Below are 25,972 nucleotides of genomic sequence, written 5' to 3' on the forward strand. Positions count from 1 at the left end.
GAATTATAGGACGATCAGGGCCAGCCGTCCCCACGCTGCGCGCAGGGTGAACGGGGCTTTATTGACTTGTGCGCGCTTTTTCCTGCTCGATCCAGTCCACCACGGGGCCGACGGCATCCAGGCCGGACAGGCTTTTCGCCACGCCCAGGTTCAGTGAAATCAGGAAAGAAATGCTGTCGACGGGGATGTCCGGGCAGTATTCGGCAAACGCGGCGCGAAAACGCTCCGATTGCAGCACGCGCAAGACTTTCTCGCCGCTCATGAATTGCAGCACGCTGGCGATGCTGTGCCCGCCACCTATCGAGTGGTAGATGAAACGGTTGTACTTCGCGTCGATCTGCTTGAAATCGAGGGTTTCCTCCGTCATCAGGCCGGCCAGGTAGTACAGCCCCAGGCTGACGCGGAAGAAACCGATGGCTTCGGCACTGGTCATGCCGGCGCGCGCCACGGCCAGTACCTTGTCCTGCATCGCCTGATCGATCGTTTGCATTGCGCTCTCCCGCGCCGTCCGCCGGCGCCCACCGGGCCAGCTTGCATGAAGATGCTGTTTTTTTCAATAGACCAAACGATATTTCCACCTTGCAAGTTACATTTTTTGCATGCTACTCTCGTTCTTCACCGTCGAATGGATGAAGCACATGATTGAAGTCAAGCACCTGGCAAAACGTTTTCGCCTGCCGCCCCATAAGGGCAAGGGCGTGCACGTCAGCGATCCGCGCGAACATGAAGGCTGGTTTCACGCCGTACGCGACGTCAGTTTCAGCTGCGCCCCCGGCGAAGTGCTGGGCCTGCTGGGCCCGAATGGCGCCGGCAAGACCACCACCCTGCGCCTGCTGTCGACGGCCTTGCAAGCGGACGCGGGCAGCGCCCTCGTCAACGGCGTCGACGTGCTGCGCCAGCCGCTGGTGGCGCGCCAGAGCATCGGTTTCCTGTCCGGCTCGACGGGGCTGTACGGCCGCCTGACGGCGCGCGAGAACGTGGAATATTTCGGCCGCCTGCATGGCATGCCGGCCGACAAGCTGAAACGCCGCTGCGACGAACTGTTTGCACTTCTGCAGATGGAAGAATACGGCGGCAAGCGGGCCGATCAGTTGTCGACGGGCATGAAACAGAAGTGCGCGATCGCCCGCACCGTCGTGCACGAGCCGCAGGTGGTGATCCTCGACGAACCGACGACGGGCCTGGACGTGATGTCGGCCAAGATCCTGCTCGACTTCATCGCCAGCTACAAGGCGCTGCGCGTGCCGCTGATCTTTTCCACGCACCACCTGCACGAGGTGGAAAAGCTGTGCGACCGCGTCTGCATCATCAACCGCGGCACCACCGCCTTCAATGGCACGGTCAACGAACTGCGCCACCTGGGCGGCAGCGCGGACTTGTACGACGCCTTTGTCAGCGTCATCAACCAGGGAGCCTGAGCCATGTGGACCATTTATCTGAAAGAGTTGCTGGAACTCACGCGCGACCGCAAGACGCTGATCTTCACCATTCTCATCCCCATCTTTGCCATGCCGCTGATCTTTGGCGGCTTCGCCTATGTCTCGAACAATATGTTCAAGAATGCCAAGACGGCGGAAATGCGCTACACGCTGTTCGGCAAGGACCATTCGCCGGGCTTGAGCGCGCGTTTTACCCAGCAGCACAACCTGCGCGAAGTGCCGCTGGCCAGCGAGGGCGATATCCGCCGCGCCATCGGCGACGACACCATCAAGTTTGCCGTCGTCATTCCGCCCCGGTTCGAAGAGGCGCTGCAGCAACAGCAACAAGCCAAGGTGGTGCTGCACTACAACAGCGCCAGCACCGTCGACGTGACCCAGCAGCGGGTGCGCGAGATCGTCGAAACCTATAACGCCAGCCTGCGCGAAGGGACGCTGTCGGCCCTGAACCTGAGTCCTGCACAGCTGGCCTTTGCCCTCAATCCTATCGTGCTCGACAAGCAATCGACGGCCAACGAACGCGAGCAGATGGGCGCCATCGTCGGCGGCATGCTGCCCTATCTGCTGCTGATGGTGTGTCTGACGGCGGCCATGTACCCGGCCATCGACCTGGGCGCCGGCGAAAAGGAGCGGGGCACCCTGGAAACCCTGCTGCTGGCGCCCGTGCCGCGCAGCGCCATCGTGCTGGCCAAGTTCCTCGTGCTGTTTACGGTCGGCATGACCTCGGCCGTGCTGATGGTGGGCAGCATGGGCGCCCTGCTGGCCATCTTCGGCAGTTCGCTGGAAGGCAACATGGCCGTCATGGTACGCAGCATCGGCTTGCCCGACCTGGCCATGGTGACCCTGATGCTGGTACCGACAGCCGCCATCTTCGCCTCGCTGCTGCTGTCGATCTCGATCTACGCGAAAAGCTACAAGGAAGCGGCCGGCATGATCACGCCATTGATGCTGTTCGTCATCCTGCCCACGGTGGCGGCCATGCTGCCCGGCGTCGAGCTGAACTGGATGTGGGCCATGGTGCCGCTGACTAACGTGTCGCTGGCCATGAAGGAACTGGTCAAGGGCACCATGGATTACCGCATGTTCGGCGTGATCCTGGCCTCGACCACGGTGATCGCGGGCGCCCTGCTGATGCTGTGCCGCTGGTGGTTCAACCGGGAATCCGTATTGTTCCGCAACTAGACACGCCAGCCAGGGTGAAACGGGGTGCCGTCCACCCCGCCCATCTGCACTCTGGCCACGCGAAAATGCCGTGTATCGCATGTAACTGCCCAGTACGTCTTAAATTCAATACAATGCCAGCATAGAGAAGCCCTGCACCATCGGGCTGCAACGCATGAGTTAGGAGTTGTATGGAATTGCAGATTCGCAAATTGTCGAAGACCTACGCGAATGGCGTGGCGGCGCTGGATAACGTGTCGCTGACGATACCGCCCGGGATGTTTGGCTTGCTGGGCCCGAATGGCGCCGGCAAGTCGACCCTGATGCGCACCCTGGCCACCTTGCAGGAATGCGATTCCGGCTCCATCTTCTTCGGCGACTACGACGTGCTCGACGACAAGGACGAGATCCGCCGCATGCTGGGCTACCTGCCGCAAGACTTCGGCCTGTACCCGAAAGTGACGGCCTACGAGCTGCTCGACCACTTCGCCACCTTGAAAGGCTTGTCGCAGCGGGCGCGCCGGCGCGAGGTCGTCGATGGCCTGCTGCAGCAAACCAATCTGTTCGACGTGCGCCACCAGCGCCTGGGCAGCTTTTCCGGCGGCATGCGCCAGCGCTTCGGCATCGCGCAAGCCCTGCTGGGCGACCCGAAACTGATCATCGTCGACGAGCCGACGGCCGGCCTCGACCCCCAGGAGCGGGTGCGCTTCCATAATCTGCTGTCCGACATCGGCGAAGACAAGACGGTGATCCTGTCGACCCACATCGTGTCCGACGTGGCCGACCTGTGCGCCAACATGGCCATCATCAACAAGGGCCATTTGCTGCTGTGCGGCAAGACCCAGGAACTGATCGACGAAGTCAGCTGCAAGATCTGGGCGCGTTTTGTCGAGAAGAAGGAGCTGGCCAGCTTCCAGCAGCGCCACGCCGTCATTTCCACGCGCTTGCTGTCGGGCCGCACCTTGATCCACGTCTACAGCGACGACGACCCGGGCGATGGCTTCGAGGAAGCCATCGGCGACCTGGAAGACCTGTATTTCGCCACCATTGCCGGGCGCCACCGCGTCGCCCCGCAGTGCGACTGAGGGGACGGCCATGCTTGCCATCGCACGCTTTGAAGCGCGACAGCGGCTCAAGCTGCTGTCCACCTGGGTGTATTTCGCCATGTTTCTGGCGCTGGCCATGCTGTGGATGGCTGCCGCCGGCGGCGTCTTCAAGGAAGCGAGCATCAGTTTCGGCGGCAAGTTCCTGATCAACGCGCCCCGCTCGCTGGCGTTCACGTGCAGCCTGCTGGGCTGCTTCGGCGCCGTGGTGGTGGCCGCCATGATGGGCCGCTCGGTGCAGCAGGATTTCGAATACGGCATGCAGCATTTCTTCTTCAGCGCGCCGATCAGGAAATACCAGTATGTTTTCGGCCGCTTCCTCGGCGCCTACCTGGTGCTGGCCGTGGTGTTTTCCAGCATCGTCATCGGTGCCTGGCTGGGCGCCTGGCTGCCCGGCATCGATCCGGAACGGCTGGGGCCGCAACGGGCGCTGGCCTACCTGATGCCGTATGTGTTTACGCTGCTGCCCAACCTGTTCATCTTCGGCGCCATCTTTTTCGTCATCGCGGCCCTGACGCGGCGCATGCTGCCTGTATACATCAGCTCGGTGGTCATGCTGATCGGCTACCTGGTGGCCCCATCGCTGGCGCGCGACCTCGACTACAAGACCCTGGCCGCCCTGATCGATCCTTTCGGCACGACGGCGCTGATACGCCTGACGGAATACTGGCCAAACGCGGAGCGCAACACGCGCCTGGTGACCTTGGAAGGCGTGTACCTGCTGAACCGCGCCATCTGGTCCGGCCTCGCCCTGGTGGCATTGCTGCTCGGCTACTGGCGCTTCCAGTTCCACGCCACGACGGACGCGGGCGCCGGCAAGCGCCGCAGCGAGGGCGACGTCCCGCTGCGCCTGTCGAACGCTTCGCTGTCCACGCAGGAAACACCGGACTTCGCGCAGCGCAGCCTGGCCGCCCTGCTCGTCAAGATGAGCTGGCTGAACTTGCGCGAAACCATCAAGAACATCTATTTTGTCGTCATCGTGCTGGCCGGCGTGCTGACCATGTATGCGGGCGCGCTGGACATGGGCTCCATCTACGGCACGAATACCTATCCGGTGACGGAAAAGGTGCTGGACATGGTCAACGCTTCGTTCGCCCTGTTCATGCTGATCATTACCACCTTCTACGCGGGCGAGCTGGTGTGGCGCGAACGGGAAGCGGGTACGTATCAGATGCTCGACGCCCTGCCCGTGCCGAACTGGCTGCCCCTGCTGTCGAAACTGTTTGCGCTGGTCGGCCTGCAAGCTCTGCTGAGTCTGGTCATCATGCTGTGCGGCATGTCGATTCAGGTCTTCAAGGGCTATTACCGCCTCGACCCCGGCCTGTACCTGGAATCGCTGTTCCTGTCGCACTTGCCATCCTACGCGCTGATCGCCGTGCTGGCCATCTTTTTGCAGGTATTGATCAACCACAAGTACCTGGCGTATTTCGCCATGATTCTGTACCACATCGCCAGCATCAGCTTTTCCTCGCTGGGCCTGGGCGACCCGCTGCTGCTGTACGGCAACACGCCGGACTTCGTGTATTCGGCCATGAACGGCGCCGGCCACTATCTGTTGCGCGAGCGCTGGTACTTGCTGTACTGGAGCGGCGCGGCCGTCATGCTGACGGTGCTGTCGCTGCTGTTCTGGCCCCGCGGCGCGCAAGACAGCTGGCGCATCCGCCTGCGCCTGGCGCGCCACGGCCTGACGCAAGGCGTGCTGGCCAGTTTTGCCGGCGGCGCCCTGATCTTCGTCGGCGCCGGCGCCGTGCTGTTCTACGTCTTCCACGTGGCCAACGATTACAAGTCCGAATTCGCCCGCGATGCGGACCGCGCCAGTGTCGAGCGCCAGTACCGCAAGTTTGCCGCCACGCCGCAGCCGAAAATCACCGACGTGAAACTCGACGTGGCCATCTATCCGGCGCAGCGCACCCTGGCCGTCACGGGCCGCTATGTGCTGCAAAACAAGACCAGCCTGCCGATCAGCCACATTTTTGTGCAGCAAGATCCGACTTCCACCATGCGCCTGCGTTTCGACGCCCGCGTGCATCCCGGCCTCGATGACGGCAAGCTGGGCTTTTACAGCTACCGCCTGGCCGCGCCGCTGGCGCCGGGCGCCACCCTGGGCCTCGATTTCGACGTCCGCTATGCGCCGCGCGGCATCTTCGGCCTGGGCCAGGACACGCCCGTGGTGGCCAACGGCACCTTCTTCACGAATGCCGTGCTGCCGCACATCGGCTACCAGCCGCAGCAGGAATTGACGGACCCGCGCGACCGCAAGAAACACGGTTTGCCCGCGCGCGAACGGGCCTTGCCGCGCGACGATGCGCGGGGACTGGCCGACAATTACGTCAGCAACGACGCCGACCGCATCAACTTTGACGCCACCGTCAGCACCGTCGACGGCCAGACGGCCATCGCGCCGGGCATGCTGGACAACGACTGGATCGCCAAGGGCCGCCATTACTTCCATTACACGATGGAGCAGCCGATCCTGAATTTCTACGCATTCCAGTCGGCCCGCTACGCCGTCAGGCACGAACGCTGGCAAGACGTGGCCATCGACGTGTATTACCACCCGGGCCATGAATACAATCTGGACCGCTTCGTGCGCGGCAGCAAAGAAGCGCTCGAGTACTACACGAAAAACTTCGGCCCCTACCAGCACAAGATTCTGCGCATCGTCGAGTTCCCCCGCTACGCCACGTTTGCGCAATCGTTCCCGAACACGATTCCATACTCGGAAGGGCTGGGCTTCATCGCCAAGGTGGACGACAAGAACCCGAAAGACATCGACTATCCGTTCTACGTCACGGCGCATGAAGTGGCGCATCAGTGGTGGGCGCATCAATTGGTGGGGGGCAATACACGCGGCGCTACCGTGCTCAGCGAAACCCTGGCCGAATATTCGGCCCTGATGGTGATGAAGAAAACCGTGGGGCCGGCCAAGATGCGCCGCTTCCTGCGCTATGACCTGAATCAATACCTGATGGGACGTAGCGAAGAGCGCAAGAAGGAATTGCCGCTGGCCGAGAATGAAAACCAGGCGTATATCCACTACAACAAGGGCAGCCTGGCCATGTACTTGCTGCAAGACATCATCGGCGAAGACAAGGTCAACGGCGTGCTGCGCGACTTGCTCAAGACCTATGGCCAGAAAGGCCCGCCGTATGCGAGCGTGACAGCCCTGATTGCCGGCTTGCGCCAGGTCGCGCCGCCCGAACAGGCTTACCTGATCGACGACCTGTTCGAGAAAATCGTGCTGTTCGACAACCGCGCCCTGTCGGCCACGGCCACGAAACGCAGCGACGGCAAGTACGCCGTCACCATCAAGGTGCAGGCGAGCAAATTGACGGCCGGCGAACAGGGCGAGGAACACGACGCGCCCCTGCACGACTGGATCGAGATCGGCGTCGACGACGCGAATGGCCATCCGCTGCTGCGCGAACGCCTGCGCATGACGAAGCGCGAAGCGAGCTATACCGTCATCGTCGGCAGCCGCCCAGACAAGGCGGGCATCGATCCCGACAACAAGCTGATCGACCGCAAGCCGGACGACAATATGGTCACCGTCGACATCGCCGAAGCATGACAAAAAATGGCCACCCTGAACAGGTGGCCATTTTTTAAGTGTCAGGCGCTCATCAGGCTGCGGCGGAACGCGTTACCAGGCTCAGGCTGATGCCCATTTCCGTCAGGTGCTGCATGTCGGCCAGCGAGAGGTCGAGCGGCGCATCGAGCGTATCGTCGCCATTCAACTCCAGTTGCAGTTCGGCCACGATGCGCGGCATGCTGAAGCTGACGCCGCGCGAGCGGCATTCGGCCAGGTAGCTACGTATGCGCGAGGGCAACACTTGCGATTTGGATGCCTGCGCGATCAGCACCTCGAAGCCGGAATCGAGATGCACGCGGCCCGCGCCCTTCGCCTCGCCCTTGCGCCATTGCCGTTCCGGATCCGTGGGCAAGACTTCAAGGATGGATTTGAGCGTGGGGTCGTCCCCATGCACCGACAGCTTCGCCATATTCATATTACAAGACTTTCTAGTCAGGGCGCCGCCAGGAAGACGGCGCGATCATCAGACCGACAAGTCTACGCATGGGCGGCAAATATGTCCATACGGCAATATTTGGTATTCATCTCTAATTTGTGCTGGATCAACAACAGGCGGAACCAGCTTGTTCCGCCTGCAATACACGCTTACAGGGTCACGCCACGCGCCTGCAGGGCGGCGCGCACGCCGGCGCCGTAGGCGGCATCGGCCCGGTCGAAGTGGCCCAACTGACGTTGCAATGTTTCCGCGCGCACCTGGCTCAAGGGACCGGCCAGGTTATCGAACAGGTTCTGCTTGGCCTGTGCCGACATCAAACGGAACAGATTGCCGGCCTGCGTAAAGTCGTCTTCCACGCCGCGGCCATCGTAGCGCGCCGCGCCGCCATCGAGCGCCAGCGCCCCCTCGCCATGGCCCAGGCCTTGCGGTTGCGTGCCCGCCGCCGCCACGTTCGCATAGTTGCGCGCCGCGCCGCCATTGTGGATCGCCATGCCGCCGTCGCGCTGCTGGTTATGGAAGGGGCAGCGGGCCGCATTCACGGGCAGATGCTGGTGATTCGTGCCGACCCGGTACAGCTGGGCGTCGTGGTAGGCAAACAGCCGGCCTTGCAGCATCTTGTCCGGAGAGTATCCCATGCCCGGCACGGCGTTGGCCGGCGAAAAGGCCGCCTGCTCGACTTCCGCGTGGTAATTGTCCGGGTTGCGGTTCAACTCGAAGATGCCTACCGGCAGCAGCGGGAAGTCCGCATGCGGCCACACTTTCGTCAGGTCGAACGGGTTCCAGCCCGTGCGCTGCTCCCATGCATCGAGCTGCTCCTGCGTCGCCACCTGCAGCTTGACTTCCCACTGGGGGAAGTCACCGCGTTCGATGGCGCCGAACAGGTCGCGCTGGGCATAATCGGGGTCGGCGCCGGCCAGGCGGCCCGCTTCCGCAGCAGGCAGATTCCTGATGCCCTGGCGCGTCTTGAAGTGCCATTTCACATACACGCGCTGGCCGTCGGCATTGATCAGGCTATACGTGTGGCTGCCGAAGCCATCCATGTGGCGGTAGCCATCCGGCGTGCCGCGGTCCGAGAACAGCATGGTGACCTGGTGCAGGCTTTCCGGCGCATGGCTCCAGAAATCGAACATCATCTCGGCCGATTTCAGGTTGCTTTGCGGATCGCGCTTTTGCGTGTGGACGAAATCGGGGAACTTGATCGGGTCCTTGATGAAGAACATGGGCGTGTTGTTGCCGACCAGGTCCCAGTTACCCTCTTCCGTATAGAAGCGCACGGCGAAGCCGCGCGGGTCGCGTTCAGTGTCTGCACTGCCGCGTTCGCCGCCGACGGTGGAAAAGCGCGCGAAGGTGGCCGTCTGCTTGCCCACTTCACTGAACAGCTTGGCCTTGGTGTAGCGTGAAATGTCGTGCGTGACGGTAAAAGTGCCGTAGGCGCCCGAACCTTTTGCGTGGACGACGCGCTCGGGGATGCGCTCGCGGTTGAAATGCTGGAGTTTTTCGATCAGGTGGAAGTCTTGCAGCAGCAGCGGGCCACGGGGACCGGCGCTGATGGAATTCTGGTTGTCGGCGACGGGGATGCCCGAGGCGGTACTGAATGGCGGCTGTTGGCTCATGCTGCTTTTCCTTCGTTGTTGACTAATGGAAGCAGTGTAACGAGGTCAACGACAAAGGAAAAGTTAATTGATTTTATCGAATCGATAGTTATTTACAATGCACACCCTTGCGCATCGCACACGCCACCCAGTTGCGCCTGCAACTTCGCGGGCTGGCCCAAAAAGCCGCCGATATCGATCACGGACAGCGTGCCGCTGCCATCGTCGAGCACGAACGTGGGAAAGCCCTGCCCGCCCACCTGCGCCAGCAAGGCGCGGCTGGCATCGATATGCCGTTGCGTGGCAGCGCCCGCCTGTTGCGCATACGCGGCCTGGAATACCGTCCCATCCATGCCCAGCTCTTGCGCCAAGGTTACCAGCACGGGCAGGTCGGCGATGCGCAAGCCGTCCACGTAATGAGCGCGCTGCACGCGCTGCAGCATGTCCAGGCCCTTGCCGGCCAGCGATTCGGCCGCGAGGATGGCCGTGATCGGCGGTTCGGAATCCAGCATGGCCGTCGTGTCGTTCAGCAAGCCATTGACGTAGGCGTCGCCGAAGGGCTGGCCCGACAATTGCTCGATGCGCCGGTCGTGCGGCAGCACATAGCCGCGCCAGGCGGACGTGATCTGGCGGCGATTACTGCCCGTCATCATGCCGCCGCCGTGAAACGCCACCGTCAGTCCGGGCACGGCGCGCGCCGCCTCGACCAGCGGCGCGGCACCGTAGCACCAGCCGCACAGGGGGTCGAAAATGTAATGCAGTGTGGGCATGCTTGACTCCTTGTTGCCGCTTACCATTTCATTTCGCCCTTGGCCACCTTGGCGCTCGTTTCCAGGGCGCCATCAAGGCCCAGCTTCGGATAGCGCATTTTCATCGCTTCGATCAGGGCGGCCGAATTGGCTGCCTTGGCCGTTTCCGCTTCAAACGTCACCAAATAGTCGCGCGTAAAACTGATGCTGTCCGGCGTCAGGGGCGAACCCACCTTGAAGTGACCGGGCACGACGGTGACGGGTTTCAGGGCGGCGATACCGTCCAGTGTCTTGAGCCAGTCCTGGCGCGATTGCAGGCTTTGCGTATCGGCTGTCCACACGTGCAAGTTGCCAAACAGTACCACGCCGCCGACGACGGCCTTGATCGATGGAATCCACACATAGGTGCGCGCTGGCGTCGGGCCGGCGATATCCAGCGACTGGCCTTCCAGGCTGATGCGCTTGCCTTGCAACGCTTCGGGAATGACGATGCTTTTCGGCGCATTGTCTTTCAGGATCGGCCCCCAGTAGCCGACCTTGGCGTCGGCCTTGCGGCGGATTTCCGCGACTGTTTCCGGCGTGGCAACTATTTTCGCCTGCGGGAAAGCGGCCTTGATCACGTCGAGGCCAAAGTAAAAATCGGGATCGCTGTGGCTGATGTACACGGTCGTCAGTTTCTTGCCGCTGGCACGGATCTTCTCCACCAGCTTTTGCGCTTCGGCGCGCGAGAATTGCGCATCGATCAGCACGGCGTCATGCTTGCCCGCAACCAGCACGGAAGCGACAGGGAAGATGGCCGCTTCGCCCGGGTTGAAGACTTCCAGGGTCAAGGGAGCGCTGGCGGCGGCCGACGCGGCGCCGGCGGCAAACAGGGTGGAAACAAGAACGCTGCTGATGGATTTGGAGAACATGCTGTGCCTTCACAAAATGATTGGGATGCATGCATCTTACGTTGCTCAATCCGGTAGAAAAACCCATTAAAGCGCAATAGTTTGTTGCTTATTTCGGATGAATAGACAGCTGCCGCGCCAATGCATGCAGCCACTGCCCCGCCAGCGCGCCATCCCACACGAGCAGCACCTGTTCGCTGCAATCGACGCTGCCGGCCAGCTCGACCTGCAGCAAATCGTGCGCGCGCACGGCGAAGTCGGGCAGGTAGGCCAGCGCCCGGCCGGACTGCACATAGCCCAGCAGCAGCTGCACATCGTCGCTCCAGTAGCGGATGGTGCGCCCGGCCACCCCGCGCCAGCCATCGGCATGGCGACCCCGCTCCTCGCCGCACAGCAGGGAGTGGGCAGGGCTGGCAAACGCATGCGGCAAGACGTCCTGCATGGCGCAGCGCACGGATGCGCAGGCTGCCGGCACGCCGCGCGCCAGCACATGGCCGCGCCCGGCCGCCAGCAGCATACGCATGCTGCCCAGCGCCGTGCTGTGCCAGGTGGCAGGCCAGTCGGCGCCGCGCTGGGCGATGGCGTCCTGCGTCACCAGTGCCGCATGGCAATCGCCGCGCGCCAGGGCCGCCAGCGCCGCATCCTCGAAAGCCGGTTGCAAACGCACACTGGCCTGCGGATAGGCGTCCAGCGCCGCCGCCAGGGTCTCCGCGTGGCGCCACAGCAGCAAGGCAGGGCCGGCGATGCGGCCAGCGATGGCGCCCCGTTCGCCCATCACGTCCAGGCGCGCCTGTTCGGCCAGCGCCAGCAAGGTGCGCGCACGCTCGAGCAGCAAACGGCCGCTGTCGTTGAGCAGCAATTGCTTGCCGCTCCGGTCAAACAGGGGCGCGCCCATGTCCCCCTCCAGGCGGCGCAAGGCTTTCGACACGGCCGATGGCGTCAGGTGCAATTCCAGCGCCGCCGCGCCCAGGGTCGGCTGGCGCGCGGCGCTGCAAAACACGCGCAGGTCGGCAAGGCTCATGTGCATGATGATTTCCAAATGGGACACGAAAGGTGAAAAATGGTTGCTGTACCGTGCATGATACCGCCTCTATCATCGTGCCATTCCAACTCATCGATGAAACCCATGCTGCGCACCCTCTTCCTGTCCCTGCTTCTGCTCGCCTCCAGCTTTGCCCACGCCGCGCCCCCGACCTGGGGCCTGCACGGCATGGTGCTGTTTGGCGGCAAGCAAGGGCTGTACGCCTCGCACCTGCCGATGTTCCATGCGCCGCACGATTACCAGGTGGTGCTGCAAGTACGGCTGGCCGACCCCGCCCTCGATGCGCGGCTGCGCCAGCAGCTCGATGGCCGTACGGCGCTGTGGACCCTCGAACCGGAACATTTCGAGCTGGCGCGCTTGCTGCCCGCCGCGCCGCTGCCGCTGCGCCAGTTCCGCGCGACGGTGGTGCGCGGGCACTTCGAGAAGGCTGGAAAAGCCGAAGCCGGCTACGGCGCTGCCGCCATCATCGTCGAGCGCGTCCTGCTGATGCGCCAGCTGTCGCCGGCACCCGCCGTACACGCCAGCGCGCGCTATCTGCAGGTGGGTGACGGCATGCAGCGCTTCCTCGTCAAGCGCATCGACAGCCGCCCCGATTTCGAACATATCGTCGCCTGGACCAGCCCTGCGCGGGCGCCGCATGGCGACATCGTAGCGGCCAAGCGGGGCGTGCAGGAAACCCCGGCCGCCAACTTGCAAGCGGCCCTGCGCGCGCAGCTGGGAACAACGGCCCGCTTGCGCGGCACGGTGTACTTTTCCACCGAGGACGTGCGCTAAAACAACACGCCAGGCGGACGCGCACCGGCGTGGCCAAATGTGTCACAGCGTCATGAGGGCGTCACATTGGATTGTTATCTTGCTAGCTCTTTCAAACCTAGCCGGATGAACCACATGACACGCAGAAAAATTTCCGTCGCTGGCTGCAGCGTCGCCATCACCCTGATGCTGGCCGCCTGCGGCAGCGACGCCAAAAAAGAAGAGGTAGTGGCTGAAGCACCGCCGAAAAACGTCATCTTCTTCCTCGGCGACGGCATGGGCCTGACCACCATGACGGCCGCGCGCATCTATTCGGTGGGCGAAGAGGGTGCGCTGACCATGGACACCCTGCCGGAAACGGCCTTCGTCAAGACGTTCTCGAACGACGCGCAAGTGACGGACAGCGCGCCATCGATGGCCGCCTACATGACGGGCGTCAAGATGAACAATGAAGTCATCTCGATGTCGGCCAACACGGTCGCCATTGATCCGGGCACGGATGCGAACGGCAACAAGCTGGTCAACAAATGCGGCACCGGCAACGGCACGCCCGCTACCACCCTGCTGGAACTGGCCAAGGCCAAGGGCTTTGCCGCCGGCGTCGTCAGCACGGCGCGCGTGACGCACGCCACGCCGGCCGCGACCTATTCGCACATCTGCCACCGCGACCTGGAAAACGATATCGCCGCGGCCCTGGTGCCTGGCGGCACGGGCTACAACAGCGCGCTGGGCACTGCCGGCCTGGACGTGGTCCTCGGTGGCGGCGCGCAATTCTTCAAGCCGTTCAAGGATGGCGGCAAGCGTTCCGACGGACGCGACCTGCTCGCCGAACTGAAAGCGAAGAGCTACACGGTCGCCAACACGGGCGCCGACTTCAAGGCCGTCGATGCGGCCAAGACGGAGCGCCTGTTCGGCGTGTTCACGTCCAGCCACATGAGCTACGACCTGGACCGCGATGCCGCCAAGGAACCGAGCCTGGCGGAAATGACCACCAAGGCCATGGATGTATTGGCCAAGAACAAGAAGGGTTATTTCCTGATGGTCGAAGGCGGCCGCATCGACCATGCGCTGCACGAAACCACGGCCAAGAAAGCGCTGCAAGATACCGTCGCATTCGATAACGCCATCAAGGCGGCCATCGAGAAAGCCAAGCTCACCGACCCGACCCTGGCCAATACCCTGATCGTCGTCACGGCCGACCATGACCACACCCTGGTGCTGAACGGCTACGCCAAGCGCACGGGCAAGACGGCTGCCGGCAACCCTGGCGTGCTGGGCGTGGTGAAGAACTACGTGACCGGCGCGGTCGAGAAAGACCTCGATGGCGCACCGTATTCGATCATCGGCTTCGGCAATGGCGAAAACCGCACCCAGTCGAGCCGCGCCGCCATGGCCAGCCTCGATGAAACCGTCACCAGCGCCAACACCTACCACCAGGAAGCGGTGATCCGCACCACGGCGGGCAATGAAACCCACGGCGGCACCGACGTCTTCCTGGGCGCCATCGGCAAGGGTTCGGAAACCTTCCTCGGCACCATCGACAACACCAAAGTATTCGGCCTGGTCAAGACCGCCGGCGGTCTGTAATCCCCAAGAGACAAGAATTGGACAAGCACATGAAACTTGCATCGACACCCGCCGTACTGAAATCGGCCCTGAAACTCTCCTTGCTGACCACGCTCGTGGCCGCCAGCGTTGCCAGCGCCTACGCCGCCGACGCCAAGAACGTCATCTTCTTCCTCGGCGACGGCATGGGCCCGTCCGTCGTGACGGCGGCGCGCATCTACCAGTACAAGGAAGATGGCAGCCTGACGATGGACACGCTGGAACGCACGGCGCGCATCAAGACGTTCTCGAACGATGCGCAAACGACGGACAGCGCGCCATCGATGGCCGCCTACATGACCGGCGTCAAGATGAACAATGAAGTCATCTCGATGGCGCAGGACACGATCGCCAAGGAACCCAGCCGCGATGCCAACGGCAACCTGGGCGTGGACAATTGCCCGGCCGGCGGCAAGAGCGCGCCGACCATCCTGGAACTGGCAAAGGCCAAGGGCAAGGCCGTGGGCGCCATCACCACCACGGAACTGACGCACGCCACGCCGGCGACGACCTTCTCGCACATCTGCAACCGCAATGCGCAATACGCGATCGCCGCACAAACGGCGCCAGGCGGCGCGGGCTACAACGCAGCCCTGGGCGATGGCGTCGACGTGCTGATGGGTGGCGGCCGCAACCACTTTACGCCTTGGTCGGCAAGCAACAAGTATGGCCGCGCCGATGGCCGCAACCTGTTGACGGAATTTGCCGCCAAGGGCTACACCGTGGCCGCGACGAAAGCGGAAATGGCGGCAGCGCCGAGCGGCAAGAAATTCATCGGCCTGTACAGCACGCGCAGTCACCTGGAATATGAACTGGACCGCACGGCCACGCCACCGCTGGGCGAAGGCGCGACCCAGCCTAGCCTGTCGGAAATGACGCTGAAAGCCATCGACTTGCTGTCGAAGAACGCCAACGGCTACTTCCTGATGGTCGAAGGCGGCCGCATCGACCACGCCTTGCACGGCATCAATGCCAAGCGCGCGCTGACGGACACCATCGCCTTCGACGACGCCATCAAGGCAGCCATCGGCAAGATCCGGGAAACCGATCCGAAGCTGGAAAATACCCTGATCGTCGTCACGGCCGACCATGACCATACCCTGGCCTTCAACGGTTACGGCAAGCGCGGCAACCATATCCTCGACATCAACCGCGGCTACAAGGATAACCAGCCGAGCAAGGATGCCGATGGCAATACCTACACCACCCTGGTGTTCGGCAACGGCCCGAACCGCCCTGCCCTGCGCAGCAATGTCGACAGCGCCACGGCCCTGAAAGACAACTACCTGCAGGAAACAGGCGTGCGCCTGGCCAGCGAAACCCACGGCGGCGGCGACGTCAAGCTGCTGGCCACGGGCGCCGGCTCCAAGACCTTCAAGGGCACCCTGGACAATACCAAGGTGTTTGACTTGCTGAAGGCGGCCTTCGGCTTCTGATCCACATCAACACGGCAACCCCACCGGGGCGGATGGCGTATGCCCTCCGCCCCTCTGCACGTAAAGGCAACACCATGAAATCGTCCCTGATCGCCATCCTCCTCGCCGCCGGCTTTGCCGCCAGCGCGCAAGCCGCTCCTGCCACGCCGTCCGCTCCTGCCGACCTGGACCTGGGCATCACCTATTACAGCCGCGTCCTGACGCCGGAAGGCGTGACGCGCGAGAGCCGCTACGAAGAAAAGATGCTGCGCCGCCCCGGCCACGTGTGGGTCGAGCGCGTGCTGGCGCCGTCAACCGATGCACATGCGGGCCACAAGCACGGCGACAACACCAAAGTGGCGCTGAAGGCCACGCAGCATAAACACAAGCACTTCAATCCCGTGCTGATACCGCGCCACGTGATGCTGGAAAAGAACACCGTGCGCGTGGAATACATCGATGCGCATGACAAGGTGGTGGTGGCGATCCCGAAAGCGGAATACGAAAACGTCAATTTCGACGGCTCCTGGGAAAACAGTTTCTATCTGCTGGACCCGAAACTGGTGGCTGCCATGCCGCTGTCGAAACAGGCATCGAACGTGACGGGCGCGCGCTGGCGCGAAGTGGAAAAGAATGGCGTGTTCCAGCGCATCCTGTGGGATGAACAAAAGCAGATTCCCCTGATCATCGAAAGCGGCGACCGCGCGAATACCTTCTATCGCCGGGTCGACGTCAAGCTGCAGCCGACCGTCAGCAAGGCGCAGCCGTGGGCGAATTTGCAGAACTACGCGCAGCGCGAGTATTCCGACTATCTGGACTAATCTATCCTCAGGACGTAAAAAAAGCCAGGGACATCCCTGGCTTTTGTTTGGCTGGCGCCGGATTACTCCGCCGCTGCCGCCTTCTTCGCCGGCGCCTTCTTGGCGGCCGGCTTTTTCACGGCCGTGGCTTTCTTGGCTGGCGCCTTTTTGACGGCTGCCGCTTTCTTGACGGCCGTCTTCTTCGCTGGCGCCGCGCCTTCTTCGCCTTCGGCCTCGACGGCTGCCGCCTTGGTCTTCGCGCCCGGCTTGGCCTTGCGCTCTTCAAACTCGAAGCTCACCTTGCCATCCTTGCCGCGCACGAGGAAGGCCTTGAACGGACGGCGGGTACGCTGCGAAACAAAGCCCGGCAGCAAGTCCGTCTTGCCATCGTTGAGCAGTTTTGCCATTTGTTCCGGCAAGATTTCCTGCTGCAAGATGATGCGGCCGCTGCGGAAATCGCACGTCTTCGGCTTGGCCACGCTGTGTTCGCACACATAGGCCAGGCCCATTTCGTACACGCCGGCGTTGCACTTGGGGCAAGGTCCCACGGGCGTCTGGCCCGTGAAATCGACGCCTTCGCCATCTTCGCTCTCGTCGTTCTGGCCGAAATCGAATTCCAGCTTGAAATTCTTGATCTCTTCATCGCGCACGATGCGCAGGATGGCCGCGAACGGACGGCCCATCTTCGAGCGGAAGCCTTGCAGCGGGCCGATGGTGCGGTCCTTCAGCAATTGCTCCACTTCGGCGATTTCAAACTGGCGCGAACCCGGCGTCTTGCTCATCGAGAATTCGCACTTGGTGCAGGCGAAACGGCGGTAGTTTTCCTTCACCACGCCGCTGCAATTCGGGCACGGCGTTTCCAGCGTCGCGTAGTCGCCCGGGATCGTGTCGTTATCGTATTCCTTGGCGCGCTTGACGATGATTTGCGTCATCTGCGCGATTTCGCGCATGAATTCTTCGCGCGAAATCTTGCCTTTTTCCATCTGCGACAGCTTGTATTCCCACTCGCCCGTCAGCTCCGGCGCCGTCAATTCGTTGACGCCCAGGCCCTTGAGCAAGGTCATCAGCTGCGACGCCTTCGCCGTCGGAATCAGTTCGCGGCCTTCACGGATCAGATAGCGTTCCGTCAGCAAGCCCTCGATGGTGGCCGCGCGCGTCGCTGGCGTGCCGAGGCCCTTGCCAGCCATCGCATCGCGCAGCTCGTCGTCGTCGATCAGCTTGCCGGCACCTTCCATGGCCGACAGCAACGTTGCCTCCGTGAAGCGCGCAGGCGGCTTGGTGACCAGGCCGTTGGCGTTGACGCTTTCTGTCTGTACTTTCTCGCCCTTGGCGACCGGCACCAGATTGCCGTTACCATTGCTTTCCTTGTCCGCGTCCGTCGATGCTTCCTTGCCGTAGATGGCCAGCCAGCCCGGATTGGTCATGACCTTGCCTTCAGTCTTGAACTGATGGCCGGACACTTCCGTGTAGCGCGTGGTGACCTGGAATTCCGCAGGCGGGAAGAACACGGCCATGAAGCGGCGCGTGACGAGGTCGTACAGCTTCTGTTCCGGCTCGGACAAGTTCTTTGGCGCGATCGTCGTCGGGATGATCGCGAAGTGATCCGAGATCTTCGTGTTGTCGAAGATGCGCTTGTTCGGCTTGACCCAGCCCTTGTCGATGATCTGCTTGGCGAACTGGTGGTAGTTGCTGTTGTCCTTGACCGTTTCCAGCGCCTGCAGCACGGTCGGCATGTAGTCTTCCGGCAGGTGGCGCGAATCGGTACGCGGATACGTCAGCACCTTGTGCTTTTCATACAGCGCCTGGGCCAGGCCCAGGGTGTTCTTGGCGGAGAAGCCGAAACGCGAGTTCGCTTCGCGCTGCAAACTGGTCAGGTCGAACAGGCCCGGCGCCATCGAGGTGGTCGGTTTCGACTCTTCCGTGACGATGCCTTGGCGGCCGCGGCAGGCGGTGGCGATCGAGTCGGCAGCCGTCTTGCTCCACAGGCGCTCGGCGCGCTTCTCGGGGTCGTTCTCGTCCTTCTTGAACTTCGTGTCGAGCCAGCGGCCTTCATAGATGCCGGCCGCGCAGACGAATTCGGCGCGCACTTCCCAGAAGTCGCGCGGCACGAATTTTTTAATTTTATCTTCGCGTTCGACCACGATCGACAGGGTCGGCGTCTGCACGCGGCCCACGGTGGTCAGATAGAAGCCGCCTTCTTTCGAATTAAACGCCGTCATGGCGCGCGTGCCATTGATGCCGATCAACCAATCGGCTTCCGAACGGCAGCGGGCCGCATCGGCCAGCGGCAGCATTTCTTCGTCGCTGCGCAGGTGCGAAAAACCGTCGCGGATGGCGCCCGGCGTCATCGACTGCAGCCACAGGCGCTTGACCGGTTGCTTGGCTTTCGCGTTCTGCGCGATCAGGCGGAAAATCAGCTCGCCTTCGCGCCCCGCATCGCATGCGTTGATGAGGGTGGTAACGTCTTTGCGTTTGATCAGCTTGTTTAATACTTTGAGGCGCGCTTCCGTCTTGGCGATCGGGTTCAGCGCGAAATACGGTGGAATCATCGGCAAGTGCGCGAAACTCCATTTGCCGCGCTTCACGTCGAATTCTTCCGGTACGGCGATCTCCAGCAAGTGGCCGACCGCCGACGACAGGACGTATTCATCCGATTCAAAGTACTCATCGTGCTTGGTGAAGCCGCCAAGCGTCTTCGCGATATCGTTCGCGACAGAAGGCTTCTCGGCGATGATGAGGGTTTTTGTCATATTTTTTAGTCTCGAAAAATGCTCTAGGATAGTTTCAGCATGCGCATCATACAGTGCATTGCCAGGCGCCGACGCTTTTGTCTGCGCAAGGCCGTGTGACTTGTGGTCTTGTCAAGCGGCCAATGATAAGCGCCTATTGAAGAATTCGGCAAGTTATCTGCAAGCAAGAATGCGCAAGCGCAAACACAACAGGCTGGCGAGCGCGCTGGTGCAGCACATGGTAAAGGGGGTGGCGCGGCAGCGGCGCCAGGGTCGGGCAGACAGCGAAGAATACGGCTATATATTAGTGCAATAAGCGCGGCGGGAGGTCTTCATCGTCGACGAACAAGTCGTCGAACATCAAGGCATCCGGTTCCTTGCCCTGGCTCCACAGCAGCATCAGCACGATGACTTTCAGCTTGCCCAGCGACACAGGTGCCTCGTCGAGCGCCAGCGCCCGTTCGATGACGATTTCGCGCTGCAGCGGCGAGAGTACCTTGGCGCTTTCCAGGAACTGGATGAAGCCGATGGCGGCCGTGCCCAGCACGTCGCTTTCCTGCTGTACATAGAAACGCGTGCCCGTGGAACTGGCCGTCAGGGTTTGCTCGACGCCAGCCATGGCATTCAAATCCGTCAGCCACACGAGCGCTTCGGAAATCTCCACGTCGTCGAAACCGACGGCCGACAGTTTGCGCGCCAGGACTGCCGGCTCGGGGCAGGCATCGGGGCGATAGTAAGTCTCGTAGAGGTACACCAGGATATCGAACATGGCTCTACTCTATCAGCTAAGTTCGCTGCGACACAAGGGTGCGCGCCGACAAAGCGCCGCCGTGCGGCAAGGCCGCCACACAAGTGACAAGCTGTCATTTACAGCGTTGAAACAGTCCTCCTGGCAAGCGCTCCACCCGGCCCGCCAGCTCCAGCGCCAGCAGTTCGCCCATCAGCGCGCCCATGGCCAGACCGCTGCGCGCGGCCAGGGTATCGGCATCGAGGGGATCATGGCCCAGCGCGGCCAGCAGCGGCGGTTCGTCTTCCACCACTGCCGGCGCGCCGGGGATGCCGCCCAGCCACTGCAGCTCTTGCAGCACGTCATCGGCTGACTCGACCAGCTTGGCGCCCTGCTTGATGAGCGCATGGCAACCCTTGGCCAGGGTGGCATGGATCGAGCCGGGCAAGGCATACACATCGCGTCCCTGCTCGCCGGCCAGGCGCGCCGTGATCAGGGAGCCCGATTGCGCGGCCGCCTCGACCACCAGCACGCCGCGCGCCAGGCCGCTGATCAGGCGGTTGCGGCGCGGAAAGTTACCGGGCATGGCGGGCAGCCCCAGTGCATATTCGCTGACGATGCAACCCTGTTCGGCAATTCTTTGCGCCAGATTAAGGTTACGTCGCGGATACACCAGATCGGCGCCCGTGCCGATCACGGCGACGGTTGCCCCCGCGCCGCGCAAGCCGCCCTCGTGCGCGTGCGTATCGATGCCCAGCGCCAGCCCGGAAATGATGGTCAGGCCTGCCGTGCTGAGGGCTTGCGCAAAGGCGGCCGCATTCTGCATGCCTTGCGCGCTGGCATTGCGGCTGCCGATGATGGCCACGCCGGGACGCGACAGCAGTTCCACCCGCCCCCGTACATATAACAAGAGCGGCGGATCGGCGATCTCCAGCAGCAGGGGCGGATACGCGGCATCGGCCAGGGTCAGCACGGCATTGCCGGGGCCTTGCAGCCACTGCAGAGTGAGCTCGAGCTGGCTGTTGGCCACCGGCCTGGGCGGCTGCACGATGGCGCGCGCCACGCTGGCCGGCACCACTTCGCGCAAGGCCTCGAATGACGCGCTGAAGATGGCCGGCGGCAAGCCGAAGCTGACCAGCAAGGCACGCGCCGCCACCGGCCCCACGCCGGGCAGATGCTGCAGGCGCAGCCAGCCCGCCAGTTCCGTGGCCGCGTCTGCCGTCGTGGCAATTGCATGCATGACAACCTCGCTGTGTACTGTGCCATCCCATGCTAGCGCCATGGCGCGCACGCGATACCGACGCGCGCAACAATGCGTGCAATGGCCGGGCAAAACGGCCCGTCATCCACAGGAGCATGGGCGTCTGTGATAAAATTTCCCTTTGCAGCAGACGAATAGCGCACTGGCAAACGCATCTGCCGCGCCGTTGTGCCATACGCGCCCAACCGTAGCGTACTCAAATAAAATAGCCCTGCCATCGTTCGCATGGCCCAGGCATGAATAATCCGGCGCACCGGCGCCCACCTTAACCAGTCGAATCTGTATGTCCATATTAAATATCCTGCGTTACCCCGATCCTCGCCTGCACACGATCGCCAAGCCCGTCACCGAATTTGACGCGCGCCTGCAAACCCTGATCGACGACATGGCCGAAACCATGTACGACGCCCCGGGCGTCGGCCTGGCCGCGTCGCAAGTGGACGAGCATATCCAGATGATGGTGATCGACATCACCGAAGAGAAAAACCAGCTGCAAGTGTTCATCAACCCGGAAATCACCTGGGCCAGCGAAGAAAAGCAGGTCTACGATGAAGGCTGCCTGTCCGTGCCTGGCGTCTACGATGGCGTCGAGCGCCCGGCCCGTATCAAGGTGCGCGCCCTGGACCGCCACGGCAAACAGTTCGAACTGGAAGCCGATGGCTTGCTGGCCGTCTGCATCCAGCATGAGATGGATCACTTGCTGGGCAAGGTATTCGTCGAATACCTGTCGCCGCTCAAGCGCAACCGCATCAAGACCAAGATGATCAAGGAAATCCGTGGTCTCGAGCGCGAAGCGAGCCTGCGCGCTCAGAACCGCCGCTTCTAAGCCACTGCTGATAGACTAAGCCGCAACAGAAGTCGTCACACCACGCCAGCCTGGCGCATTTTGGCGCGGGCCTGTACACCTCACGTCAAGGAACCATATGAAAGTGATCTTCGCAGGCACGCCTGAATTTGCCGCCACGGCCCTGAAAGACTTGCACGAAGCGGGATTCGAGATTCCGCTGGTGCTGACCCAGCCCGACCGCCCTGCCGGACGCGGCATGCAATTGCACGCCTCGGCCGTCAAGCAATATGCGCAGCAACATGGCATCGAGGTGCTGCAGCCCTTGTCGCTGCGCATGGACAGCAAGGACCCGCAGCGCGCCGCCGAGGCGAAGGCAGCCCACGCGCGCCTGCTGGCCACCGACTACGACGTGATGGTGGTGGCGGCTTACGGCTTGATTTTGCCGCGCAGCACGCTCGACATCAAACCCTGCATCAATATCCACGGTTCCTTGCTGCCGCGCTGGCGCGGCGCGGCGCCCATCCACCGCGCCATCGAAGCCGGCGACGACGAGACGGGCGTGACCATCATGCAGATGGAAGAAGGCCTCGATACGGGCCCCATGCTGGCCATCGAGCGCACGCCCATCGAAGCGGGCGACTCCACCGCCACCCTGCACGACAAGCTGGCCACCCTGGGCGGCAAGATGATTGTCGAAACCCTGCGCAAGATGCAGCAGCAGCCGCTGGAAGCCGTGCCGCAGCCGGAAGCGGGCGTCACCTACGCGGCAAAGATCGCCAAGGAAGAAGCGGCGCTCGATTTCAGCCTGCCGGCACTGGAACTGGGCCTGAAGATCCGCGCCTTCAATCCGTTTCCCGGCGCCTGCGGCCAGGTCGATGGCACCACCATCAAGATCTGGGCCGCCGACGTGCTCGAAGCGGATAGCAAGGAAGCGCCCGGCCAGGTGCTGGCAGCCGACGCCCAGCACGGCATCGTCGTGGCCTGCGGCAATGGCTCGCTGCGCCTGACGGAACTGCAAAAACCGGGCGGCAAGCGCCTGCCCGCGGCCGAATTCATCAAGGGCTTCCCCCTCGAAGGCAAACGCTTCGCCTGACTTCACCGGGTTGCACCGCGCCATCATGCCGATGGCCATAAAAAAAGGCTTGCCGCGGCAAGCCTTTTTGTATCCAGCCACAGCGCTTAGCGGCGCTGCACCTTCATCAGGCGTGCGCCCACGGACGACGACAGGCTGACTTCGAAACGGCCACCGGCCGGCACGGCGCTCACGTCGACATTGGCTTTGCCACCCGTCAAGTCACTGGCAACCACCGTCTTGCGGCCATCGGCAGCCACGTACATGACGGCGGCATACGGTTCCGCCTCGGCATTCCAAACCAGCGCCAGGTGGCCGCCGCTTTGCGTCGCATCAAACGTGGCATCGTTGGCCGCAGCCTTGCTACGGCGCGCCGGGCGTTCCAGCTTGGCTAAAGCCTTGCCATTTGCCAGCACTTGCACATCGCTGATTTCGCCCGGATTGGCGAAGCTGACGCGGAAGTGGCTCATGGCGTTGCCGCCATGGTCGGCCACGGAGACGCCATCGAAGGGCAAGTCGATAGTCTGTCCGGACGCCGTCAACACGCGCAAGGTATAAGCATGGCCGCTGCCGCTGGCGGCGGCGCCGATGCGCGCCGACGAGGCAACGGCTGGGCGCAAGGCCACGCCGGCTGGCGTGATGCGGCCGGAAATGGTCAGGTAGCCGTTCTCGGCCACGGACATGCTGGCGGCCAGCACATTGCTGCCCGTCACCTGCGTGCTGCGTTTTTCCAGGAATTGCTGCACCCGCGCATAGCTGTAGTCGGAGAACCAGGCGCCGCTGCAATAGCTCATCACGTCTTTCATCGGCGTGCTGCCATAGACTGCCTTGCTCAGCTGGCCGATGCTGCCCGCATAGTTGCTGTTATACAGGGGTTGCGGGCCCAGATTGCCATCCGCATACGGGTAATCGGCAGCGGCGCCGGCCGGGCCGCCGCAGGCAACGTGCTGCAGCGAGTGGTTGTGGCCCAGCTCGTGCACGAGCGTGGTCAGCCATTCAGGCCATTGATTGCCGAATGGATCGACCGATGCGATGCTGTTAAAGCGGGCATCCAGGCCGATGGCCGACGTGAAGTCGCTGCCGCTGCTGCGCTGGTTGATGTAGGCCAGGCCGGCGGCGCGGGTGGAGGACATTCTCGGTACGAAACCATAGTAATAGGCGCCGCTGTCTTCCAGCGCGCGCTTGTTTTCCAGCTTGCCCAGGGTATCGCTCCACCAGCTGTCGGCCGTGCTGCTGCCTGGCATGCTCAGCGCGGCGCGCGTGGTGATGCTGATATTTTCCGTCGCATACGGATACACACGCAACAGCGCAGCGCGGATCACCTCGGCGTCAGGCAGTTGCGCCACGCCATCGTCGGTGCTCAAGGGAACGAGTACCAAACGGATTCTGGCCAGGCTGGCCACCATGGGTGCCGCTTCCTGGCTCACTTGCACGCCGTCATTGCCGACGGCCGTCACGCGCACGCGCACGCCGGGCAAGATCCAGCCGGAGGGCAGGACGGCACTGAAATTGCCATTGAAACTATCATCGTTCTTCGTCGTCGGCAAGAGTGCCGGCCCCGTCATCGCGATGCTGCCCAGATTGCTGCCATTGGCGGCGGTCGCATTCAAGGTCACGGCCGGGCTGGCCTGGCCCGCCTGCGTGGCCAGCACGGACACGCGCACGGCGGCCGGCTTGCCACGCGTCAGGCGCAAGGCCGTATTGCTGGCGTTCAAATTCAGCACTTGCGCGAAATCAATGCTGCCCAAGGTAAAGGCCGACACCGTGCCCGCATTCACGGCGATGCGCGAAGCGGCCGACAGCATCACATTGCCCGTTGCCGAGGCTGGCGCGGACAGCAGCAGCTGGCTGGCGCTGGCGCTGACGATGACGGCCGGCGTATTGCCCACCGAAGCCGAGCTGACCTGGTCGAGATTGCTGCCCTGCACCGTCACCGACAAGGTCGCGCCGTTGACGGCCGACGTGATCGACGTCACTGCCACGCTGGCCAGGACCGTGTACGTATCGCTGCTGATCACATCGTTGTAGGGACCGCGCACCGTCAGCGCGCCTGTCGCCGCGCCCGCAGGCACCACCACTGTCACGCTGCTGGCCGTCTGGCTTTGCGGCGTTGCCGCCGCGCCATTGCCAAACTGTACCGCCGTCACGGCGCCCATGCCGCCGCCCGTGATCGTCACGCTGGAACCGACACCGCCCGTCGCCGGCGCGACGCTGCCCACGCTCAGCGGCAGGTACACATTGACGTTATAGCTGGTGGCCGCCGTACCGCTGGCGCTGACCAGGCTCAAGGCACCCGTGACGGGCACGCCAGGCATGGCCAGGGTCACGCTGGTCTCGCTGGCGGCACTGGTGGCAACGGTCACGCCGCCCACCTGAAAGGCCGTCACGCGGCCCAGATTCGTGCCCGTGACCACCAGGCTGCCGCCCACGGCAACATTCGCCGCCGAGACGGCCGTCACGGCAGGAGTCAGGACGGGCGTGCCCGAGGTGGTCGCCACCACCGTGTCGCCACCACCGCCACCACCGCCACCGCAGGCGGACAGGCCCAGCACGACAAACAATGCTACGAGCAGATGGTTTTTCATGGCTGGCAACCATGTTTGTGCAGCGCGATGCCGGGGAGGACACGAGATAAATGTGACATATTGGTGACTTTTGGTGAGAATTTAATTTCTAAGAACCAATATTATGGGTTAATTCGATTCCCAAAGACAACTATTAATGCTTTTGATTCAATTGGTTTTGATAATAGTTAAAATATCTGCTTGGCAAACTTTATTCTGAGTACTATTTCCCTCACTCTGTATTGCCTTAAATCAAAA

General features: G+C 62.7%; 20 protein-coding genes. 10 read left to right on the plus strand and 10 right to left on the minus strand.

The features are described from left to right. Window positions 1–58: 58 nt before the first annotated feature. Window positions 59–490, minus strand: a complete 432-nt coding sequence (locus JAB1_RS01540) for a hypothetical protein (protein WP_034784755.1) — start codon at window positions 488–490, stop codon at window positions 59–61. 109 nt (window positions 491–599) lie between these two features. Here JAB1_RS01540 and JAB1_RS01545 point away from each other — a divergent pair, with 109 nt between their 5' ends. The 4 genes from JAB1_RS01545 to JAB1_RS01560 all read left to right on the plus strand — a co-directional run bounded on the left by JAB1_RS01545 (window position 600) and on the right by JAB1_RS01560 (window position 7,271). After that, complete coding sequence (locus JAB1_RS01545) at window positions 600–1,418, plus strand: ATP-binding cassette domain-containing protein (protein WP_230523112.1); 819 nt, start codon at window positions 600–602, stop codon at window positions 1,416–1,418. Between the two features lie 3 nt (window positions 1,419–1,421). Next, a complete protein-coding gene (locus tag JAB1_RS01550) occupies window positions 1,422–2,618 on the plus strand; it encodes an ABC transporter permease (RefSeq protein WP_034784752.1) in 1,197 nt (398 codons plus the stop codon). Between the two features lie 170 nt (window positions 2,619–2,788). Then, on the plus strand, window positions 2,789–3,682 hold the full coding sequence (locus tag JAB1_RS01555) for an ABC transporter ATP-binding protein (RefSeq protein ID WP_034784750.1): 894 nt from the start codon (window positions 2,789–2,791) through the stop codon (window positions 3,680–3,682). Window positions 3,683–3,692: 10 nt separating this feature from the next. Then, on the plus strand, window positions 3,693–7,271 hold the full coding sequence (locus tag JAB1_RS01560; RefSeq protein WP_070278382.1) for a M1 family aminopeptidase: 3,579 nt from the start codon (window positions 3,693–3,695) through the stop codon (window positions 7,269–7,271). A gap of 52 nt (window positions 7,272–7,323) precedes the next feature. Here JAB1_RS01560 and JAB1_RS01565 read toward each other — a convergent pair whose 3' ends face one another. The 5 genes from JAB1_RS01565 to JAB1_RS01585 all read right to left on the minus strand — a co-directional run bounded on the left by JAB1_RS01565 (window position 7,324) and on the right by JAB1_RS01585 (window position 11,986). Further along, a complete protein-coding gene (locus JAB1_RS01565; protein ID WP_070253828.1) occupies window positions 7,324–7,707 on the minus strand; it encodes a hypothetical protein in 384 nt (127 codons plus the stop codon). Between the two features lie 170 nt (window positions 7,708–7,877). Next, window positions 7,878–9,341: a catalase gene (locus JAB1_RS01570; protein WP_070278280.1), complete on the minus strand. Its 1,464-nt coding sequence runs from the start codon at window positions 9,339–9,341 to the stop codon at window positions 7,878–7,880. A gap of 92 nt (window positions 9,342–9,433) precedes the next feature. Beyond that, a complete protein-coding gene (locus JAB1_RS01575) occupies window positions 9,434–10,090 on the minus strand; it encodes a DsbA family protein (protein WP_070278282.1) in 657 nt (218 codons plus the stop codon). Window positions 10,091–10,110: 20 nt separating this feature from the next. Then, the gene (locus JAB1_RS01580; protein ID WP_034784744.1) at window positions 10,111–10,980 is read right to left on the minus strand and encodes an MBL fold metallo-hydrolase; all 870 of its coding nucleotides are present in this window, start codon (window positions 10,978–10,980) and stop codon (window positions 10,111–10,113) included. A gap of 88 nt (window positions 10,981–11,068) precedes the next feature. Further along, on the minus strand, window positions 11,069–11,986 hold the full coding sequence (locus JAB1_RS01585; RefSeq protein WP_139144408.1) for a LysR family transcriptional regulator: 918 nt from the start codon (window positions 11,984–11,986) through the stop codon (window positions 11,069–11,071). Between the two features lie 99 nt (window positions 11,987–12,085). Here JAB1_RS01585 and JAB1_RS01590 point away from each other — a divergent pair, with 99 nt between their 5' ends. The 4 genes from JAB1_RS01590 to JAB1_RS01605 all read left to right on the plus strand — a co-directional run bounded on the left by JAB1_RS01590 (window position 12,086) and on the right by JAB1_RS01605 (window position 16,595). After that, window positions 12,086–12,775: a hypothetical protein gene (locus tag JAB1_RS01590; RefSeq protein ID WP_254671936.1), complete on the plus strand. Its 690-nt coding sequence runs from the start codon at window positions 12,086–12,088 to the stop codon at window positions 12,773–12,775. Window positions 12,776–12,940: 165 nt separating this feature from the next. Continuing rightward, window positions 12,941–14,341 carry an alkaline phosphatase gene (locus JAB1_RS01595; protein WP_070278384.1) on the plus strand — a complete coding sequence of 467 codons (1,401 nt, stop codon included), beginning with the start codon at window positions 12,941–12,943 and terminating at the stop codon, window positions 14,339–14,341. 29 nt (window positions 14,342–14,370) lie between these two features. After that, window positions 14,371–15,795, plus strand: a complete 1,425-nt coding sequence (locus tag JAB1_RS01600; RefSeq protein WP_071653279.1) for an alkaline phosphatase — start codon at window positions 14,371–14,373, stop codon at window positions 15,793–15,795. Window positions 15,796–15,869: 74 nt separating this feature from the next. Then, window positions 15,870–16,595, plus strand: a complete 726-nt coding sequence (locus tag JAB1_RS01605) for a hypothetical protein (protein ID WP_070278286.1) — start codon at window positions 15,870–15,872, stop codon at window positions 16,593–16,595. A 62-nt stretch (window positions 16,596–16,657) separates the two neighbouring features. Here JAB1_RS01605 and JAB1_RS01610 read toward each other — a convergent pair whose 3' ends face one another. The 3 genes from JAB1_RS01610 to dprA all read right to left on the minus strand — a co-directional run bounded on the left by JAB1_RS01610 (window position 16,658) and on the right by dprA (window position 21,270). After that, window positions 16,658–19,324 carry a DNA topoisomerase III gene (locus JAB1_RS01610; RefSeq protein ID WP_034784739.1) on the minus strand — a complete coding sequence of 889 codons (2,667 nt, stop codon included), beginning with the start codon at window positions 19,322–19,324 and terminating at the stop codon, window positions 16,658–16,660. Between the two features lie 283 nt (window positions 19,325–19,607). Further along, window positions 19,608–20,072: a DUF494 domain-containing protein gene (locus JAB1_RS01615; RefSeq protein ID WP_034749287.1), complete on the minus strand. Its 465-nt coding sequence runs from the start codon at window positions 20,070–20,072 to the stop codon at window positions 19,608–19,610. Between the two features lie 94 nt (window positions 20,073–20,166). Then, window positions 20,167–21,270, minus strand: coding sequence for a DNA-processing protein DprA (dprA, locus tag JAB1_RS01620; protein WP_070278288.1), 1,104 nt, complete (start codon window positions 21,268–21,270; stop codon window positions 20,167–20,169). 304 nt (window positions 21,271–21,574) lie between these two features. Here dprA and def point away from each other — a divergent pair, with 304 nt between their 5' ends. Both def and fmt read left to right on the plus strand, forming a co-directional pair. After that, window positions 21,575–22,117 carry a peptide deformylase gene (gene def, locus JAB1_RS01625; protein WP_034784735.1) on the plus strand — a complete coding sequence of 181 codons (543 nt, stop codon included), beginning with the start codon at window positions 21,575–21,577 and terminating at the stop codon, window positions 22,115–22,117. Between the two features lie 97 nt (window positions 22,118–22,214). Next, window positions 22,215–23,171, plus strand: coding sequence for a methionyl-tRNA formyltransferase (gene fmt / locus JAB1_RS01630; protein ID WP_070278290.1), 957 nt, complete (start codon window positions 22,215–22,217; stop codon window positions 23,169–23,171). A gap of 86 nt (window positions 23,172–23,257) precedes the next feature. Here the strand turns inward: fmt and JAB1_RS01635 are convergent, their stop codons facing one another. Further along, entirely contained in the window at window positions 23,258–25,735 is a 2,478-nt protein-coding gene (locus tag JAB1_RS01635; RefSeq protein ID WP_139144409.1) for an IPT/TIG domain-containing protein, read from the minus strand. Window positions 25,736–25,972: the final 237 nt, after the last annotated feature.

It is taken from the genome of Janthinobacterium sp. MP5059B, assembly GCF_001758645.1.
Classification (GTDB): Bacteria; Pseudomonadota; Gammaproteobacteria; order Burkholderiales; family Burkholderiaceae_D; genus Janthinobacterium; species Janthinobacterium lividum.

Excerpts from the sequence above, each read along its gene's own strand:
- JAB1_RS01540 (WP_034784755.1), bottom strand. The coding sequence starts at position 490 with ATGCAAACGATCGATCAGGCGATGCAGGACAAGGTACTGGCCGTGGCG.
- JAB1_RS01545 (WP_230523112.1), top strand. The coding sequence starts at position 600 with ATGCTACTCTCGTTCTTCACCGTCGAATGGATGAAGCACATGATTGAA.
- JAB1_RS01550 (WP_034784752.1), top strand. The coding sequence starts at position 1,422 with ATGTGGACCATTTATCTGAAAGAGTTGCTGGAACTCACGCGCGACCGC.
- JAB1_RS01555 (WP_034784750.1), top strand. The coding sequence starts at position 2,789 with ATGGAATTGCAGATTCGCAAATTGTCGAAGACCTACGCGAATGGCGTG.
- JAB1_RS01560 (WP_070278382.1), top strand. The coding sequence starts at position 3,693 with ATGCTTGCCATCGCACGCTTTGAAGCGCGACAGCGGCTCAAGCTGCTG.
- JAB1_RS01565 (WP_070253828.1), bottom strand. The coding sequence starts at position 7,707 with ATGAATATGGCGAAGCTGTCGGTGCATGGGGACGACCCCACGCTCAAA.
- JAB1_RS01570 (WP_070278280.1), bottom strand. The coding sequence starts at position 9,341 with ATGAGCCAACAGCCGCCATTCAGTACCGCCTCGGGCATCCCCGTCGCC.
- JAB1_RS01575 (WP_070278282.1), bottom strand. The coding sequence starts at position 10,090 with ATGCCCACACTGCATTACATTTTCGACCCCCTGTGCGGCTGGTGCTAC.
- JAB1_RS01580 (WP_034784744.1), bottom strand. The coding sequence starts at position 10,980 with ATGTTCTCCAAATCCATCAGCAGCGTTCTTGTTTCCACCCTGTTTGCC.
- JAB1_RS01585 (WP_139144408.1), bottom strand. The coding sequence starts at position 11,986 with ATGCACATGAGCCTTGCCGACCTGCGCGTGTTTTGCAGCGCCGCGCGC.
- JAB1_RS01590 (WP_254671936.1), top strand. The coding sequence starts at position 12,086 with ATGCTGCGCACCCTCTTCCTGTCCCTGCTTCTGCTCGCCTCCAGCTTT.
- JAB1_RS01595 (WP_070278384.1), top strand. The coding sequence starts at position 12,941 with ATGCTGGCCGCCTGCGGCAGCGACGCCAAAAAAGAAGAGGTAGTGGCT.
- JAB1_RS01600 (WP_071653279.1), top strand. The coding sequence starts at position 14,371 with ATGAAACTTGCATCGACACCCGCCGTACTGAAATCGGCCCTGAAACTC.
- JAB1_RS01605 (WP_070278286.1), top strand. The coding sequence starts at position 15,870 with ATGAAATCGTCCCTGATCGCCATCCTCCTCGCCGCCGGCTTTGCCGCC.
- JAB1_RS01610 (WP_034784739.1), bottom strand. The coding sequence starts at position 19,324 with ATGACAAAAACCCTCATCATCGCCGAGAAGCCTTCTGTCGCGAACGAT.
- JAB1_RS01615 (WP_034749287.1), bottom strand. The coding sequence starts at position 20,072 with ATGTTCGATATCCTGGTGTACCTCTACGAGACTTACTATCGCCCCGAT.
- dprA (WP_070278288.1), bottom strand. The coding sequence starts at position 21,270 with ATGCATGCAATTGCCACGACGGCAGACGCGGCCACGGAACTGGCGGGC.
- def (WP_034784735.1), top strand. The coding sequence starts at position 21,575 with ATGTCCATATTAAATATCCTGCGTTACCCCGATCCTCGCCTGCACACG.
- fmt (WP_070278290.1), top strand. The coding sequence starts at position 22,215 with ATGAAAGTGATCTTCGCAGGCACGCCTGAATTTGCCGCCACGGCCCTG.
- JAB1_RS01635 (WP_139144409.1), bottom strand. The coding sequence starts at position 25,735 with ATGAAAAACCATCTGCTCGTAGCATTGTTTGTCGTGCTGGGCCTGTCC.